The organism is Chromobacterium phragmitis, from assembly GCF_003325475.1.
GTDB lineage: Bacteria > Pseudomonadota > Gammaproteobacteria > Burkholderiales > Chromobacteriaceae > Chromobacterium > Chromobacterium phragmitis.
The window spans coordinates 3,877,366-3,894,271 of record NZ_CP029495.1; the positions used below are offsets into that span (position 1 = coordinate 3,877,366).

Sequence of the window (16,906 nt, forward strand, 5' to 3'; positions counted from 1 at the left end):
CGCTTGAGGCGAAGCGCTTCCTTCTTCGCTTGCGGCTACGTAGAATTTCATATGGGTTTAATTGGCTATTTGAATTGCCAATATCATTTATGGCGTGTGCCTTGAGTGATAGACCATGCGGAATGGGGGGACAAGAACGGAGAAGGCGAGGGAGAGGGCGCGGCGGCGCGCCCTGAGGGCGGAGCGGGTCAGGCGGGGTCTAGCGCGCAGACTTTGCCCGTGCCGGCGAAACCGCCGTACAGCTTCATTTGGTCAGGCGTTTTGCGGGAGATGTAAAAGCTGTCGGGCAGCGACTTGCCAGCCAACGGCTTCGGCCAGGTCAACAGTCCCTTCTCATCCATATAGCCCTGGAAGCGCTCGTCGCCGCGCGCGATTTCCACTGTCTGCGTGCGGCGGTCGAAACGGAACAGTATCTGGTCCTCGCAGTGGTAGCTGGCCTGGATGCGCTGCGGCGGCTGGCAGGCGCACAGCGCGAGGGCAAGCAGGCAAGCGGACAGGCGGGCGGGTGAGAGCATGGCGGGACTTTCGTGCGAAACGGTGCGGAAGGGGCACACTATACCACGGCTCGCGCTTCGGCCCGGCGAGCGGGCATGGCCGGCGTTTTCCCAGTCCTGGCGCGGGTTTGCGCGGGCGCTTGATATGTGACTATTGCATATTTACTTTATTTTACAGTTAACCGGCTGGCAAATTTCCAGTTATGCCCATTATCTTGCGGGTTCGGTCAGACAATCGGCGGCAGGAATAAAACAACAAGCCGATTGCGCCTCTTCGCTGACAAAGGAGAACCCATGGAGGAGTTGGTCAACGCCATCAATGGCGTGGTTTGGAGTCCGGCGCTGATTTATCTGTGCCTGGGCGTGGGACTGTATTTTTCGCTGCGCACTCGCTTTCTGCAGATGCGGCATTTCAAGGAAATGCTGCGCTTGATGTTCAACCGCGAGAGCAGCAGCGCCGGCGTGTCGTCGTTCCAGGCGCTGGCGATGACGCTGGCGGGGCGGGTGGGGACCGGCAATATCGCCGGCGTGGCCACCGCCATCACCTTCGGCGGGCCGGGCGCGATGTTCTGGATGTGGCTGGTGGCCTTCCTCGGCGCCAGCTCCGCCTTCGTCGAGTCCACGTTGGGCCAGGTGTACAAGGAGAAGATAGACGGCCAGTACCGCGGCGGTCCGGCTTTCTACATCGAGAAGGGCTTGGGCATGAAGTGGTATGCCTGGCTGTTCGCGCTGACCACCGTGGTGGCCACCGGCGTGATGCTGCCCGGCATCCAGGCCAATTCCATCGCCAATTCGATGCAGTCGGCCTTCGGCATCGCGCCCACGGTGACGGCCGCCGTGCTGGCCATCATGCTGGGCTTCATCATTTTCGGCGGCGTCAAGCGCATCGCGGTGTTCGCGGGGGCGGTGGTGCCTTTCATGGCGCTGGGCTACATCATCGTGGCCTGCGTGGTGATCGCGCTCAACATCGAGCAGCTGCCGGGCGTGGTGGCGCTGATCTTCAAGAGCGCCTTCGGTTTTGAGGCGGGCATGGGCGCGGTGCTGGGCTTCGCCATCCAGTGGGGCGTCAAGCGCGGGATCTATTCCAACGAAGCCGGCCAGGGCACCGGCCCGCACGCGTCCAGCGCGGCGGCGGTCAGCCACCCGGCCAAGCAGGGCCTGGTGCAAGCGTTCTCGGTGTACATCGACACCCTGTTCGTCTGTTCCGCCACCGCCTTCATGCTGTTGATCACCGGCCAGTACAATGTGCAGGGGCCGGACGGCGCGGCGCTGTACACCGGCATCGCCGGCGTGGCCGCCGGTCCTGGCTATGTGCAGACCGCGATGGAGAGCATCATGCCTGGCTTCGGCTCGATATTCGTCGCGCTGGCGCTGTTCTTCTTCGCCTTCACCACCATCATCGCGTACTACTACATCGCCGAAACCAACGTCGCCTTCATCAACCGCAAGATGAAGCGCCCCTGGCTGGTGTTCGTTTTGAAGGTGGGTTTGATGGCGGCCACCGTCTACGGCACGGTGAAGACGGCGGACCTGGCCTGGGGCCTGGGCGACATCGGCGTCGGCCTGATGGCCTGGCTCAACATCATCGCCATCATCATGATGCAAAAGCCGGCCCTGGCCTGCCTGCGCGATTACGAGTCGCAGAAAGCGCAAGGGCTGGACCCGGTGTTCCACCCGGAAAAGCTGGGCATCGTCAATGCCGCCTACTGGACGGGCCGCCGCGCCGAGGACAATCTGGCGGCTGAGCATTCCCCGCCGCGGCCGGAAGGCAAGCCTGCTTCGGCCAAATCCGGCTAAGCCAGCCATATTCCTGCCAAAACGCCCGCTCCGCGGGCGTTTTTCATTTCGGGCATGGCGCTTGCTTGGCTGGTCGCGATCCATCAAGCGGATGTCGCCATGCCACCTTCCGACACTTTGCGGCTGCTGCTGGTCAACGACACCGACCGGCCGATGCGGCAACTGGGCGACGCCTTCTCCAGCGCCGGCTACCTGGTCGTTGCCCAGGCGGACGGCGCGGCCGAGCTACTGCGGCTGGCGGAGTCATCGAGGCCGGACATCATCATCGTCGATACCGAATCTCCCACCAGAGACACGCTGGAGCAACTGGCGCTGATGGATCAGTCCGCTCCGAGGCCGGTGGTGATGTTCGCCGAGCATGGCGGCATGCCCGCCATCCAGGCCGCGCTGCGCGCCGGCGTCACCGCTTATATCGTCGATCACGTCGCGCCGTCGCGGCTGGCGCCCATCATCGACACCGCGCGGGTCCAGTTCGAGGAGGACGCCCGGTTGAAACGCAAGCTGGCGGATGCGGAACGGCAATTGGCGGAGCGCAAGCTGATCGAGCGCGCCAAGGGCATCCTGATGCGACGCCGCCAGATCAGCGAGGAGGAAGCTTACGCGCTGCTGCGCGGCCAGGCGATGAAGTCCGGCATGCGGCTGGCCGAGCTGTCCCGTCAACTGATCCACTCCAGCGAGCTGCTGGGCTGAGAGGCCATGATGCGAACCGATATCCGTTTCGAAGACAAACGCCTGGCGCGGGTCCGCGTCGGCTTTCTGCCGCTGACCGATTGCGCGCCGCTGGCCGTGGCTTGCCATTTGGGCCTGGATCGTCTGAATGGCCTGTTGTTGGAGCCCGTGCGGCAACCGTCATGGAGCGCGCTGCGCGACAGGCTGCAGGCGGGGCAGCTGGAGGCCGCCCACGCGTTGTACGGCATGGCCTGCGGCATGCAGCTGGGGCTGGGCGGGCCGCAGTGCGACATGGCGTTGCTGCTGACGCTGAACCGAAACGGACAGGGCATCAGCCTGAGCCCGGCGTTGGCGGATGCCTGGAAGAGCGGAGAAAGCCTGGCCGGCATTGCCCATCGGCTCGGCCGTCCGCTGCGGCTGGCGCACACCTTTCCCACCGGCACCCATGCGATGTGGCTGTATTACTGGCTGGCGGCGCAGGGCCTGCACCCGCTGCGCGATGTCCGCTGCGTGGTGATTCCGCCGCCGCAGATGGGCGCGGCGATGCGGGAGCGGGTGCTGGACGGCTTTTGCGCCGGCGAGCCCTGGCATGCGGTGAATGAGGAACAAGGGTGCTCCCGACTGGTGGCGGACAGCGCGTCCATCTGGCCGGATCATCCGGAAAAAGCGCTGTTGTGCCGCGGCGAACTGGCGGAGCGGCAGCCTCAGCTTGCCGGCGCGTTGATCGAAACGCTGTTGCTGGCCTGCCACTGGCTGGATCAGGCGGAAAACCAGGAGCAAGCGGCGGCCTGGCTGGCCGGAGAAGACTGGCTGGGGGTGCCTGCGCGGCTGATCCTGCGCCACTGGCAGGCGCATCCATTGCAGGCCGCGCCGCTGCGTTTTTTCGACGATGGCAGGGTCAATCCGCCGCGGCCGGCGGATGCCCTGTGGTTTGCGCGGCAATTTCGGCGCTGGGGTTTGTGGCAGGGCGATGGGGAGGTTGAGATCGCGCAGGCATTGTGCCGGACCGATCTGTATCGTCAGGCGGCCGAGCGTTGCGGAGTGGCCGAGCTGGATGGGCATGGCTATGCCAGCCGCTTGATGGACGGCCAGGCCTGGCCGCCGGCCGGGCTGGCCATGCCCAAAAGCGGTGCGGATTCAGCGTTTGCGCACTGATGCGGTGCAGCATTTGAGCCCGTTTGGGCGGAAAATCAGTTTTCTCAGTTGGCACGAGGTTTGCGTAGCTTGGGCAGGCTGGCGCAATGGCGCGCCGGCAGACATGTAGGCAAGCGCCAACGTAGGTGATTGCCCTTAGGGACAACGGCGTCCTCTCCTGTTTTGATACGGGAGAGGACGCCGTTTTGTTTTGACGATCTGCATGCGAATTATTTCGCGTGCCGGGAGCGATCATGGACCGTACCTTCTGGCAGGCCGGGCACCGGCCCACCCTGATTTCCGCCTTTCTGTACTTCGATCTGAGCTTCATGGTGTGGTATCTGCTGGGGCCGCTGCAGGTGCCCATCGCCGCCGCGCTGCAGCTATCCGCCCAGCAGCGAGGCTTCGTTGTGGCCACGCCCATCCTGGCCGGCGCGCTGCTGCGGCCGCTGATGGGCCTGCTGGTGGACCGCATCGGCGCCAAGCGGGCCGGCCTGCTGGGGCAGGTTGTGGTGGTCGCCGCGCTGTTCGGCGCGTGGGCGCTGGACGTGTCCAGCCTGGCGGGACTGCTGTCGCTTGGCGCGCTGCTGGGGGTGGCCGGGGCCTCTTTCGCCGCCGCTCTGCCGCTGGCCTCGCGCTGGTATCCGCCGCGCCACCAGGGCACGGCGATGGGCATTGCCGGAGCAGGCAATTCCGGCACCGTGCTGGCGGCGCTGTTCGCGCCGGCGCTGGCCGCTGCCTACGGCTGGCAGAACGTGTTCGGCCTGGCGTGCCTGCCGCTGCTGCTGGCGCTGCTGGTTTATGCCTTTTGCGCGCGGGAGGCGCCTTCCGCGCCGCCGCCCAAGCGGGTCGCCGACTATCTGGCGGTGCTGCGGGAGCGGGACGCCTGGTGCTTCATGTTTTTTTACGCGATGACTTTCGGCGGATTCTCCGGCTTCGCCAGCGCCTTACCCGGCTATTTTCACGACCAGTTCGGTTTCGACGCCAAAACCGCCGGCCTTTACACCGCCGCCTGCGTGTTCGCCGGCTCGGCGATGCGGCCCTTGGGCGGCATGCTGGCCGATAGGCTAGGCGGCACCCGCTCTCTGTCGGGGGTATACCTGGCCTGCGCGTTGCTGATAGGCGCGGCCGCGCAGAACGCCGGCGGCCCGGCCTGGGCGCTGTGGCTGTTCGTCGCCGCCATGTTGTGCCTGGGCGCGGGCAACGGCGCGGTGTTCCAGCTGGTACCGCTGCGCTTCGGCCGCGAGCTGGGGGTGATGACCGGGTTGGTGGGCATGGCCGGCGGCATCGGCGGCTTCGCGCTGGCGGCCGGCCTGGGCGTGGTCAAGCAGGCGAGCGGCGGCTACGGGCCGGGCCTGTGGCTGTTCGCCGTGCTGAGCTTGCTGGCCTGGCTGGGGCTGGCCGGCGTGCAGCGGCAATGGCGCAACGATTGGGCGGCCGCCGCCGCCCGGGTGTGAACAGGCTGCAAGGAGATCGATATGGACATGGCCGAGCTGAAAAAACAGGCCAGGCAAAAGCTGGTGGTGGTGGGCAACGGCATGGCCGGCATGCGCGCGCTGGAGGAACTGCTGTCGCTGGCGCCGGCGCTGTACGACATCACGGTGTTCGGGGCCGAGCCCCATCCCAACTACAACCGCATTCTGCTGTCGCCGGTGCTGGCCGGCGAACAGGCGTTCGAGGACATCATCCTCAATCCGCTTGACTGGTACGCGGAGCATGGCATCACGCTGCATATGGACAAGCGGGTGAGCGCGATAGATCGCGCGCGGCGCGAAGTCACGGCCGAGGACGGCACCGTCGCCGGCTACGACCGGCTGCTGCTGGCCACGGGCTCGTCGCCGGTGATGCTGCCGATACCGGGCAGGGAGCTGGCAGGCGTGATCGGCTACCGCGACATCGCCGACACCGAGTACATGATTGCCGCGGCGGCCCAGGGCGGACAGGCGCTGGTGATTGGCGGCGGCCTGCTGGGGCTGGAGGCGGCCAACGGGCTCAGGCTGCGCGGCATGGAGGTGACGGTGGCGCATCTGGCCGACTGGCTGTTGGAGCGCCAGCTGGACCGCCAGGCCGGCGAGCTGCTGCGCCGGGCGCTGGAGGCGCGCGGCATCCGTTTCCTGCTGGGGCGGCAAACCGCCGCGCTGCTGGACGACGGCCGGGGGCGGGTGCGGGCGGCCCGCTTCAGCGACGGCGAGGAGGTTCCGGCCGGGCTGGTGGTGATGGCGGTGGGCATCCGCCCCAACGCCGCGCTGGCCGAGGCCGCCGGCCTGCATTGCAGCCGCGGCGTGGCGGTGGACGACACCTTGCAGACTTCGGACCCGCGCATCTACGCCGTCGGCGAGTGCGCCAGCCACCGCGGCGTGGCTTATGGGCTGGTGGCGCCGCTGTTCGAGCAGGCCAAGGTATGCGCCAACCATCTGGCGCGGCTGGGCATCGCCCGTTATCAGGGCTCGGTATCGTCCACCAAGCTGAAGGTGACCGGCATCGACCTGTTCTCCGCCGGCGACTTCATGGGCGGCGACGGCTGCGACGAGATCGTGCTCTCCGATCTGGCCGGCGGCGTCTACAAGAAGTTGGTGTTGCGCGGCGACAAGCTGGCCGGCGTCTGCCTGTACGGCGACACCAGCGACGGCGCCTGGTATTTCAAGCTGCTGCGCGAGGGCCGCGGCGTGGCCGACCTGCGCGACACGCTGATGTTCGGCGAATCCGCCATCGGCGATGTCGGCGTGCAAGGCCAGAGCCGCGCCGCCGCGATGAAGGACGAAGACGAAGTCTGCGGCTGCAACGGCGTGTGCAAGGGGACCATCGTCAAGGCGATCCAGGACCAGGGCCTGTTCACGCTGGACGAAGTGAAGAAGCACACCAAGGCGGCCAGTTCCTGCGGCTCCTGCTCCGGCCTGGTGGAGCAGATCCTGATGAGCGTGGTGGGCTCCAGCTTCCAGGAAACGCCCAAGACCAAGGCGGTGTGCGGCTGCACCGGCCACAGCCACGCCGAGCTGCGCAAGGCGATACGCGATCACCATCTGCTGACCCATGCCGAAGTGTTCCACTTTCTGGAGTGGCGCACGCCCAACGGCTGCGCCAGCTGCAGGCCGGCGATCAACTACTACCTGCTGTCCACCTGGCCGCACGAGGCGGCGGACGATCCGCAGAGCCGCTTCATCAACGAGCGGGCGCACGCCAACATCCAGAAAGACGGCACCTTCTCGGTGATTCCGCAGATGAAGGGCGGCGTGACCACCGCCGACGAGCTGCGCCGCATCGCCGATGTCGCCGACAAATACCGGGTGAAGATGCTCAAGGTCACCGGCGGCCAGCGCATCGATTTGTTGGGAATCAAGAAAGAAGACCTAGTCGATGTCTGGCGGGATCTGGGCATGAAGTCCGGCCACGGCTACGGCAAGTCCATCCGCACGGTGAAGACCTGCGTCGGCAGCGAGTTCTGCCGCTTCGGCACCCAGAACAGCACCCAGATGGGGATAGACCTGGAAACCATGCTGGCCAATATGTGGAGCCCGCACAAGGTCAAGCTGGCGGTATCCGGCTGCCCGCGCAACTGCGCCGAGGCCGGCATCAAGGACGTGGGCGTGATCGCGGTGGAGTCGGGCTGGGAATTGTATGTGGGCGGCAACGGCGGCATCAAGACCGAGGTGGCGCAATTCCTGTGCAAAGTGAGGACGGCGGAAGAGGTGAAGGAATACAGCGGCGCCTTTCTGCAGCTGTACCGCGAGGAGGCCTATTACCTGGACCGCACCGTCCATTACATCGCCCGCGTCGGCCTGGACTACATCAAGGCCCGCGTGGTGGACGACGCCGACAACCGCCGCGCGCTGCATCAGCGGCTGCTGTTTTCCTTGCAGGGCCTGCCCGACCCGTGGGCGGCGCGAGTTGCCGGCGCGCAGAAACGCGAGTTCATTCCCATCGCGGTGGAAGCCTAGGAGAGCGGCATGAATCGAGAAAACTGGGTGAAAGTGTGCGCGCTGGACGATATTCCGGCGCAAGGCAGCCGCGTGTTGGCGCGGGAGGGCGGCGACATCGCGCTGTTCCGCACCCACGACGATCAGGTGTTCGCGCTGTTGGACCGCTGCCCGCACAAGGGCGGCCCGCTCAGCCAGGGCATGGTGCACGGCCGCGCGGTGGCCTGTCCGCTGCACGGCTGGAGCATAGACTTGGCCAGCGGGGAGGCGCAGGCGCCGGACCACGGCTGCGCGCGCCGCTTTTCCGCCCGGCTGGAAAACGGCGCGGTGTGGCTGGCCCTGTAGCGGGGAGGGGGAGCGATGGCCAAGACGGAAACCCGGTCCACCTGCTGCTATTGCGGCGTCGGCTGCGGCGTGTTGATAGAAAGCGAGAATGGCCGCATCACCGGCGTGCGAGGCGATCCGGACCATCCGGCCAATTACGGCCGGCTATGCAGCAAGGGCCTCCATCTGGCGGCCAGCGCCGCCAGCGACAGCGGCCGCGCCTTGTTTCCCGAGATGCGGATGGACAGAGGGACGGCGCGCCGGCGCGTCGGCTGGGCCCCGGCGCTGGATGCGGCGGCAGACCGTTTCGCCGACATCATCCGCCGCCATGGCCCGGACGCGGTGGCGTTTTACGCGTCCGGTCAGCTGTTGACCGAGGATTACTATCTGTTCAACAAGCTGGCCAAGGGCGTGGCTGGCACCAACAATATCGACACCAATTCCCGGCTATGCATGTCCAGCGCCGTCACCGCCTACAAGATGGCCTTCGGCGCGGACGGCCCGCCCACCTGTTACCAAGACCTGGAATCCGCCGGCTGCGTGCTGTTCGCCGGCAGCAATATGGCCTACGCCCACCCGGTGCTGTTCCGCCGGCTGGAAGACGCCCGGCGGGATTGGCCCGACGCGCGCTGGATCGTCGTCGACCCGCGCCGCACCGACACCGCGGCGATGGCCGATTTGCACCTGCAGATCCAGCCCGGCACCGACGTGGCGCTGTTCCACGGCATGCTGCACCACCTGGTTTGGGAAGGGCTGATCGACGAGAGCTACATCGCCGCCCATGCCGAGGGCTTCGACGCGCTCAAGCGCATGGTCCGCGACTACACGCCCAAAATGGCGGCGGAGATTTGCGGCGTGCGCGCCGAGGACATCGTCACCGCCGCCGAATGGTTCGGCCGCAGCCCGGCCAGCCTGTCGCTGTACTGCATGGGCCTGAACCAGTCCAGCCAGGGCACGGCCAAGAACCTGGCGCTGATCAATCTGCACTTGGCGACGGGGCAGATCGGCCGGCCGGGCGCCGGGCCGTTTTCGCTGACCGGCCAGCCCAACGCGATGGGCGGGCGCGAGGTGGGCGGCATGGCCACCATGCTGGCCGCGCACCGCGACATCGCCAATCCCGAGCACCGGCGCGAAGTGGCCGCGCACTGGGGCGTGCCGGAGAACAGGCTGTCGCCGCGCCCTGGCCTGCCGGCGGTGGAAATGTTCGAGGCGCTGGCAAAGGGCGACATCAAGGCGGTATGGATCGTCTGCACCAACCCGGCGCATTCGATGCCGGACCTGCCGCGCGTGCGCGAGGCTTTGGGCCGGGCGGAGCTGGTGGTGGTGCAGGACGCCTTTGCCAATACCGACACCGCCGCCTTCGCCGACATCCTGCTGCCGGCAGCCAGCTGGGGCGAGAAAGAGGGCACGGTCACCAATTCAGAACGCCGCGTCAGCCGGGTGCGGGCGGCTGCCCAGCCGCCGGGCGAGGCGCGGGCGGACGGCTGGATCGCAGCCGAGTTTGGCCGGCGGCTGGCGGCGCGGCTGCACCCGGGCGAGGCCGACCATTTCGCCTACGTCCATGCCGGCCAAGTGTTCGACGAGCACCGCGCGCTGACCGTGGGCCGCGATCTGGACATGGGCGGCCTGGATTACGCGCTGTTGGATGAAAAGGGCCCGCAGCAGTGGCCGCTGCCGGCCGGCCAGGCAGCGGGCCAGGCGCGGCGCTACGAGGACGGCGTGTTCGCCACCGACAGCGGCCGCGCGCGTTTTCACGCCATCGACTACCAACCGCCTGCGGACAAGATATCGGCCCATTATCCGTTCAGGCTGATCAGCGGCCGCCTGCGCGACCAGTGGCACGGCATGAGCCGCACCGGGCGCGTGCCCGGCCTGTTCGCCCATAGCCCGGAACCGGAGCTGCGCATGCACCCTGAGGACGCCGAGCGGCGGAATTTGCGCGATGGCGACCTGGTGCGCGTCGCCAGCAAGCGCGGCCACCTGGCATTGCCGCTGAAAACCGACGCCGATCTGGCTCGGGGCTGCGTGTTCATCGCCATGCACTGGTGCCGGCAATTCCTCAACAGCGGCGGCGGCAACGAAGTGGCCGCCTCGGCGGTGGACGGCCTGTCGTTCCAGCCAGAGCTGAAGCACGCGGCGGTGAAAGTGGAAAAAGCCGAACTGCCATGGCGGGTGCTGGCCGCGCTGCGCCATCCGGATTTGCCGGCCTTACAGGCGAGGCTGGCGCCCTTGTTGGGAGAGATGGCCTATGCGGCTGTTTCATTGGCGGCGCCGGACGCGCTGCTGCTGCGCGCCGCCGACGCGTCGCCCCGGCCGGAATGGCTGGCCCGGCTGCTGGCCGAGCTGGCGCTGACGCCTGGCCCGGATACGCTGGAGTACCGGGACGAACGGCGCGGCGTGCTCAAGCGGGTCGCCTGGCGCGGCGACAGCCTGCGGGGCTTGGTCTTCGCCGGCGGCGGCCACACCGAGCGCGAGGCGGGCGAGCGGCTGTTGCAATGGTTGCTGGGTGGCGAGCCATGGCCAGGTGCCAAGCTGGCGGCCTTCGCGCCGCGGCAAGGGCCGGAGAGGAAGCAGGATCGCCTGGTGTGCCAGTGCAAGCAGGTGGGCGAGGCGGCGATACGCGCGGAGTTGGAGCGGGGGCTAAGCTTGACGGCGCTGAAGGCGGAACTGGGTTGCGGCACGGTTTGCGGCTCTTGCGGGCCGGAATTGGCAAGGCTGGCCGCGGACTGCGGCCAATTGGCCTGAGGCCGGCTTCGGTTTTGATTGAGACGAGTTCCGTAGTTTTACTGACAGGAGGGCCAGCGGCGGCAGGGAGGCGGAGGCGCTATATATCCGATGGCGTTTCAAAAAATGCCATTCGATTATAACGCAACGAAAGGACTTTCCATGGCATCCGCAGCAAATGCAGGACAGCTTGGCAACCTCCCCGGCGTCACCTCCATGGGCATGGGTTATGACGTGAACGGACTGTACGCCAGCCCGGAAAGCCTGCTTGGCCAGCCCTTGTTCGATTTCGGCAGCGAGCTGGACACCATCGAGATCGAAAACCGCAGCTACACCTTCCCGCGCGTGATGCACGTCCATACCTATTTCCATTCCGACTTCAAGCAGGATGTCAGCAAGGAAATCGAAGAATATCGGGAAAAAATGGGCCAGCACGTGGGCGTCTCCGGCCGCTACAAGCTGTTCAGCGCTTCGCTGAATGTGGACTTCACCACCACCGACCAGCAACTGACCGAAATCACCTACAGCGCCACCCGCGAATCCCATGTGCTGTGGTACATCAGCCTGCCGGGCGCGGCTTCGCTGCGCGCCATGCTGCGCCGCGATTTCCGCGACGACCTGAACAATCCCAATATGCCGGCCATGGAGCTGTTCAGGCGCTACGGCCCGTATTACGTGTCCGAGGCCGCGGTGGGCGGCCGGCTGGACTACAGCGCGGCGAGCAAAACCTTGAAGATGGAGAGCAGCGAATCGTTGTCCACCACTGCCGAAATGTCCTACAAGGCGCTGGTGGGCGAGATCAAGATCGAGCACGGCTCGGAAATGGAGAAGCAGGTCAACAGTTTCCGCAGCAACTCCACCATCCGCCTCACCGCCACCGGCGGCAAGCCGGGCATGACCGACCGCATCCTGCATGGCCCGGATTCTCAGCTGGCGTTCTCGCAATGGGCGGAATCGTTGCTCGACTACGCGACGCTGATGGACTTTTCCACCGAAAGCCTGCAGCCGATCTGGGCGCTGGCAGACAAGCCCGAGCGCCGCGCCGAGCTGGAGGATGCCTTCCCCGAGTTCATGAAGCAGTCGCAGCAGTCCATCCCCAAGGTGGACAAGGTGCTGCTGATGGACGCGCGGCCGCCGATGGTGAAGGCCGGGGAGGACAGCGGCTCCGGCGCGTCGGAAGATCTGGCGGTGTTCAATCCCAGCACCTCCAACGGCTACAAGATGGTGGGCCAGTTCGGCCAGCGCAACCACGCCAGCGTGGCGGATGGCCATGCGCCCATTTTCAAGGATCTGTTCGATCTGGGCGTGCTGAAAGCGCCGGTGGGCTGGCAGCGGGTGTGGGACGACGCCGGCTCCGGCAAGTCCAAGGACTACGCGTGCTGGCGCGCCATTCCGCCGCAGGGCTACCGGACGCTGGGCGATGTGATGATGCTGGCCACCAGCGGTTATAACCCGCCCAATCTGCCGGACTATGTCTGCGTGCATCAAAGCCTGTGCGCGGACGTGCAGACGCTGCAAAACCGAGTGTGGTGGGATAAGGGCACCGGCGCGCGCAAGGATGTCAGCCTGTGGCAGCCGGGCGCGGGGGGCGCGGTGGCGTCGTCTTGCTTCGTCGGCGTGCCGAATTACAACAACCCGCCCAATGCCGGCGACATCGAGCGCCTGCGCGGCAGCGTCGCATGCGTGAAGACCAGCGCGATCGCGTCCACGCAGGAGATGAAGACCGTGCTCAGCCAGCATCAGGGCATGGAAGCGTTGATGGCCAAGCTGTGATCCAGGCCTGACCGGGCAAAAACAAGGCTGCCATCCGGCAGCCTTGTTTTATCTCACAGTCTGCGCCAGGCGGGACGCGATCAGTTGAAGCGGTAGTCCACCGTCACGCCCACCGTGCGCGGCGCGCCTATCACTCCCAGGTTGTTGCCGCGGGCGGGGATCTGGGCGTAGAGCACGCCTTGGTTGGTCAGGTTGTTCACATAGGCGCGCACCCCCCAGCGGGCGTCTTCGTAACCGGTGTTCAGATTGACCACGGTGTAGTCGCCGGCGGCTCGGCTCGGATCATTGGTGATGTCGGAGTAGTAGGCTCCGACGCGGTTGAGGCTGCCGCCAATATAGAAGTTGCGCGGCAGGCGCTGCTTGAAGCCCAGGTTGACGGTCAGGTGGGGAGCATAGTTGAACTGTTTGCCCTGGATGCCGGGGTTGGCGGCGTCGGCGCCGGTCACCTTGGTGTCCAGCAGGCCGATGCCGGCGCTGAGGGTCAGCTTGGGGGTGACGCGGGCTTTGCCTTCCAGCTCCAGGCCATAGCTTTTCCCCTTGGGAATATTGGTGAAGCGCGAACCCAGGATGGCCTGATAGCCGGTGTATTGGTTGAAGAAGGCGTTGGCGTTGAGGCTGACGCGCTCATCCAGGAAGGAGGAGCGGCTGCTCAACTCATAGGCGGTGACTTCTTCCTTGTTGAAGGTGTAGTACTTGTTGTCGTTGTCCAGCCCGGAGCCGCCGGCGTTGTAGCCCTTGCGCGCGGACAGGCCCAGCGTGGTGGTGGGGCTGTGCTTGTAGCTCAGACCGGCCTTGGGCAGGAACAGGGTCTCGCCAAGGTCGTAGCTGGCTTGGGCTTCGTAGCTCTGTCCGGGCCCCAGGGTGGTGTTGCGGCGCTGCGTCTCGCGTTCCGCGCGGCCGCCCAGGTTCAGGCTCCATTTGTCGCTTAGCGCCAGCGTGGCTTCTCCATAAATAGCTTCGGTCTTGAGCCTGTCTTTGGCCGCCACGCGCGGCGAGGCGTTCATGTCCTGATCGCGGCCGTAATAGTAGACGCCGAGCAAGCCGCTCAGCTTGCCGTTCTGAGGCGCGTAGGCCAGGCGGGCCTCGGCGGTGTTGCTCTTCTCGTCCAGCCTCATGCTGAAGGCGGGCGTGTCGGAATCCTTGAACGCGCTGACGTTGTCGGCGTGGCCCAGCAGCAGGTGGGCGCTCCAGGCGTCGTTGATCTGGTATTGCAGATCGGCGCTGACGGTATTGTTGAACGAGTCCTGATAACGGGCTTCGGTCGACAGGCGATGATACTGGTAGTCGAAGTAGTTGCCGTCGACATAGTTCAGGTATTCGCCTTTGTTCTTGCGATGGGACACCGTCAGCTTGGCGGTGAGGCCGGGAAGGGCGCTGGGCTTCCACAGCAATTTGCCGCGGTAGCTGCTGTGCCGCACCTCGGACGCGTCCCACGGCATGGCGCCGGGGTAATCCACATAGCTGTGGCCGTTGAGGCCCTCGGCGGCGATGCGGAAAGCGAGTTCGTCGGTGATGGGGCCGGAGATCATGCCGGCCAGCGTCATTTTTCCGTCCTTGTCCTCGAAGCCCGCGCGCAGCGCGCCTTCCCAATCGAAGGTCGGGTTCTTGGTATTGACCACGATGGCGCCGGCCATGGTGTTGCGGCCTTGGGTGGTGGACTGCGGGCCGCGCAGCACTTCTATCTGTTCCACGTCCCACGGGCTGGCGTCGACATAGCGCTGGCCGTTCCAGCTTTCCGACAGGCCGTCCACAGTGGTGCTGACGCGGGGGCGGGAGCCGGAAACCAGGGTGTTGTAGCCAGTGCCCGGGCCGGTGCCTTCCACGCCGCGGATATTGACGATGCCGGCGCCGTTGGCGGTGGCGTTGGGGGTGGCGGCCACCGCGTCGTAGATGGACTTGGTTTCGCCTTTGTCCGCGTCGCGAAGCACGGTGACGGCTGTGGTGGTGTCCTGCAGCGAGCGGTTGATCTTCTCGCCGGTGACGGTCACCGTGGGCAGCGCGGCCTCTTTGGCGTCAGCGTCGGCGGCGCGCGCGGCGGGGGAGAGCGTCATGCCGCCCAGGCAGGCCAGCGCCAGCAGGGTGGCTTGGGCCAAGACATTGCGCTGGCGATGCGGGATTTTTTCCATCGTTCCATATTCCTCATTGTGATTGTTGTCAGCGTGACAGGTGGTGTTCTGCGGCGTCGTCTGGCTGGCGAGGAATCGTTGGCTGGCTACTGCGGCGGACGGAACGCGCGGGCGAAAGCCCACGAAGATCATTGCGATCAATTGATGCGAATGATAATATTTATCATTATCATTATGCAATCGATAAAGCGGAACGCGGAGCCTTGCGGGGCGCGGACAGTCCCGCATCTTGGATCAATGGAGCGAAATGTGGAACCAAATCAACTGGCTGTGCGGAGTGCGGCCTGGCTGCAACACCCGGAAGCGGGCGAGCCGCAATGGTGGGACCGACTGGCCGCCGCGGGCGCGCCGCTGCGCGAGCGGCTGCCGGATGGGCGCGTATGCGTGACTTTCCTGTGGCGAGACCCGGCCGGCGGCGCCTCTGAGTCCAAGCTTGTTCGTGTCTACGCCGACGTCAACTCTGTCACCGATCACCACAGCCCGCAGCCGCAATCGTTGTCCCGCCTGGGCGATACCGATGTCTGGTGGTGGCAGGCGGTGTTGCCGGCGGACTGGCGAGGCAGTTACGCCTATATCCCGGTCGCGGCCGGGCAGACGCCTCCCGTTCCCGGCGGCGATGTCCGCGAAAGCCGGCTGCGCCATCGCGAATGGTGGCTGAGCATCATGGCCCAGGCCGTCGCCGATCCGCTCAACCCCGCCGCCGGCTATCGCAGCAGCTGGGGCGCGGCGCTGTCGCCGCTGCATCTGCCGGACGCGCCGGATCAGTCCGCCTGGCAGGCATGGGACAGCGAAGGGCGAGGCGCCGATCCGCGGCGCTTAACCGAAATCCGCTGGGACAGCGCGCGGCTGGGCAAGGCGCGCCGGGTGTGGATTTACCATGCCGGCGACGTGCCGGCCGGACGTTGGGCGGAGCGTCCACTCGCCGTGCTGCTGGATGGCCAGCATTGGGCGCAGCGCCTGCCGGTGTTCGCCGCGCTGGACGAGGACACCCGCCGCGGCCGTTTGCCGCCCGCGGTGTATTTGCTGATCGACAGCATCGACGGCAAGCACCGCGAGGAAGACCTGCCCTGCAATGCCGAATTCTGGCTGGCGCTGCAGGCAGAGTTGCTGCCGCAGGCGGCGTTGATCGCGCCCTTCAGCGACAAAGCAGACCGCACTGTGGTGGCCGGGCAGAGCTATGGCGGCCTGGCGGCGATGTTCGCCGGCCTCCATTGGCCGGATCGTTTCGGCTGCGTGCTCAGCCAGTCCGGCTCGTTCTGGTGGCCGCATGTCGAGCTGCATGAGAGGGCGCGCGCGGCGAGCGGCCGCCGTCTGCCGGGCAGCAAGGGCTGGCTGACCGAACGGCTGGAGGCCGGCGAGACGCCGTCCGGGAAGCTGCGCGTGTTCCAGGAGGTGGGCAGCCGCGAGGAGGTGATGGTGGACGTCAACGACAGCCAGCGCGCGGCGCTGGAGCGCGCCGGGCACGACGTGCATTACCAGGTATTCGAGGGCGGGCATGACTGGCTGTGCTGGCGCGGCGGCTTGTTGCAAGGGTTGGGCTGTCTGTGGCGGCCCTGGGTCGCCCCTTAAAACAAACCAGAATCGTCCGCCGCCGGGCGCATCCCGCGGCAGGCCGGCTCGCCTTGCTGGAGTGTTCGCCATGAGCGCGGAGCAAACCAATCCTTTCGATGACGAAAGCCTTTCCTTTCTCGTCCTGGTAAACCGCCAGGACCAACACAGCCTGTGGCCGGCGACGCTGCCGCCGCCAGCCGGCTGGAACGTGGCGCGGGGACCTGACAGCCGCGCCGCGTGCGTTGCTTATCTCGACGCCAACTGGACCGACATCCGCCCGCGATCGCTGCGCAGCGGTTAAGGCCGCCGTTTCCTCATCTTCGCATCGTCCCGCCCATGCCGCAGGCCTGGGCGCGGCCGGCTGCGCGCCGGCCGTTCCGATTACCCGCATCCGGGGAAG

The 16,906-nt window shown here is 66.4% G+C and carries 12 protein-coding genes; 10 read left to right on the top strand and 2 right to left on the bottom strand.

Going from position 1 to position 16,906, the window contains the following annotated elements; all coding sequences use genetic code 11:
- Positions 1 to 188: 188 nt before the first annotated feature.
- A complete protein-coding gene (locus DK842_RS18465) occupies positions 189 to 515 on the bottom strand; it encodes a hypothetical protein (protein WP_114062776.1) in 327 nt (108 codons plus the stop codon).
- Between the two features lie 273 nt (positions 516 to 788).
- Here DK842_RS18465 and DK842_RS18470 point away from each other — a divergent pair, with 273 nt between their 5' ends.
- The 8 genes from DK842_RS18470 (at position 789) to DK842_RS18505 (ending at position 12,829) form a co-directional block, all read left to right on the top strand.
- Positions 789 to 2,291 (top strand): alanine/glycine:cation symporter family protein, encoded by a 1,503-nt coding sequence (locus DK842_RS18470; RefSeq protein ID WP_114062777.1) that lies wholly within the window; start codon positions 789 to 791, stop codon positions 2,289 to 2,291.
- A 99-nt stretch (positions 2,292 to 2,390) separates the two neighbouring features.
- The gene (locus DK842_RS18475) at positions 2,391 to 2,981 is read left to right on the top strand and encodes an ANTAR domain-containing response regulator (RefSeq protein WP_114063797.1); all 591 of its coding nucleotides are present in this window, start codon (positions 2,391 to 2,393) and stop codon (positions 2,979 to 2,981) included.
- 9 nt (positions 2,982 to 2,990) lie between these two features.
- Positions 2,991 to 4,115 (top strand): CmpA/NrtA family ABC transporter substrate-binding protein, encoded by a 1,125-nt coding sequence (locus DK842_RS18480; protein WP_114063798.1) that lies wholly within the window; start codon positions 2,991 to 2,993, stop codon positions 4,113 to 4,115.
- Between the two features lie 233 nt (positions 4,116 to 4,348).
- Positions 4,349 to 5,551, top strand: a complete 1,203-nt coding sequence (locus DK842_RS18485; RefSeq protein WP_114062778.1) for a nitrate/nitrite transporter — start codon at positions 4,349 to 4,351, stop codon at positions 5,549 to 5,551.
- 21 nt (positions 5,552 to 5,572) lie between these two features.
- Positions 5,573 to 8,029 carry a nitrite reductase large subunit NirB gene (gene nirB, locus DK842_RS18490; RefSeq protein ID WP_232538521.1) on the top strand — a complete coding sequence of 819 codons (2,457 nt, stop codon included), beginning with the start codon at positions 5,573 to 5,575 and terminating at the stop codon, positions 8,027 to 8,029.
- Positions 8,030 to 8,038: 9 nt separating this feature from the next.
- Positions 8,039 to 8,353 (top strand): nitrite reductase small subunit NirD, encoded by a 315-nt coding sequence (gene nirD, locus DK842_RS18495; protein ID WP_114062779.1) that lies wholly within the window; start codon positions 8,039 to 8,041, stop codon positions 8,351 to 8,353.
- A 15-nt stretch (positions 8,354 to 8,368) separates the two neighbouring features.
- A complete protein-coding gene (locus tag DK842_RS18500; RefSeq protein ID WP_114062780.1) occupies positions 8,369 to 11,077 on the top strand; it encodes a nitrate reductase in 2,709 nt (902 codons plus the stop codon).
- A gap of 141 nt (positions 11,078 to 11,218) precedes the next feature.
- On the top strand, positions 11,219 to 12,829 hold the full coding sequence (locus DK842_RS18505; protein ID WP_168194921.1) for an MAC/perforin domain-containing protein: 1,611 nt from the start codon (positions 11,219 to 11,221) through the stop codon (positions 12,827 to 12,829).
- An 80-nt stretch (positions 12,830 to 12,909) separates the two neighbouring features.
- Here DK842_RS18505 and DK842_RS18510 read toward each other — a convergent pair whose 3' ends face one another.
- Entirely contained in the window at positions 12,910 to 14,955 is a 2,046-nt protein-coding gene (locus DK842_RS18510) for a TonB-dependent receptor (protein ID WP_168194922.1), read from the bottom strand.
- A 249-nt stretch (positions 14,956 to 15,204) separates the two neighbouring features.
- Between DK842_RS18510 and fes the strand changes: the two genes are divergently transcribed.
- Both fes and DK842_RS18520 read left to right on the top strand, forming a co-directional pair.
- Entirely contained in the window at positions 15,205 to 16,524 is a 1,320-nt protein-coding gene (fes, locus tag DK842_RS18515; RefSeq protein ID WP_232538522.1) for an enterochelin esterase, read from the top strand.
- Positions 16,525 to 16,594: 70 nt separating this feature from the next.
- Positions 16,595 to 16,807, top strand: a complete 213-nt coding sequence (locus DK842_RS18520; protein ID WP_114062783.1) for an MbtH family protein — start codon at positions 16,595 to 16,597, stop codon at positions 16,805 to 16,807.
- The last annotated feature ends 99 nt before the right edge of the window (positions 16,808 to 16,906 follow it).

Coding starts and splice junctions, on each gene's coding strand:
- DK842_RS18465 (WP_114062776.1), bottom strand. CDS start 515: ATGCTCTCACCCGCCCGCCTGTCCGCTTGCCTGCTTGCCCTCGCGCTG.
- DK842_RS18470 (WP_114062777.1), top strand. CDS start 789: ATGGAGGAGTTGGTCAACGCCATCAATGGCGTGGTTTGGAGTCCGGCG.
- DK842_RS18475 (WP_114063797.1), top strand. CDS start 2,391: ATGCCACCTTCCGACACTTTGCGGCTGCTGCTGGTCAACGACACCGAC.
- DK842_RS18480 (WP_114063798.1), top strand. CDS start 2,991: ATGCGAACCGATATCCGTTTCGAAGACAAACGCCTGGCGCGGGTCCGC.
- DK842_RS18485 (WP_114062778.1), top strand. CDS start 4,349: ATGGACCGTACCTTCTGGCAGGCCGGGCACCGGCCCACCCTGATTTCC.
- nirB (WP_232538521.1), top strand. CDS start 5,573: ATGGACATGGCCGAGCTGAAAAAACAGGCCAGGCAAAAGCTGGTGGTG.
- nirD (WP_114062779.1), top strand. CDS start 8,039: ATGAATCGAGAAAACTGGGTGAAAGTGTGCGCGCTGGACGATATTCCG.
- DK842_RS18500 (WP_114062780.1), top strand. CDS start 8,369: ATGGCCAAGACGGAAACCCGGTCCACCTGCTGCTATTGCGGCGTCGGC.
- DK842_RS18505 (WP_168194921.1), top strand. CDS start 11,219: ATGGCATCCGCAGCAAATGCAGGACAGCTTGGCAACCTCCCCGGCGTC.
- DK842_RS18510 (WP_168194922.1), bottom strand. CDS start 14,955: ATGGAAAAAATCCCGCATCGCCAGCGCAATGTCTTGGCCCAAGCCACC.
- DK842_RS18520 (WP_114062783.1), top strand. CDS start 16,595: ATGAGCGCGGAGCAAACCAATCCTTTCGATGACGAAAGCCTTTCCTTT.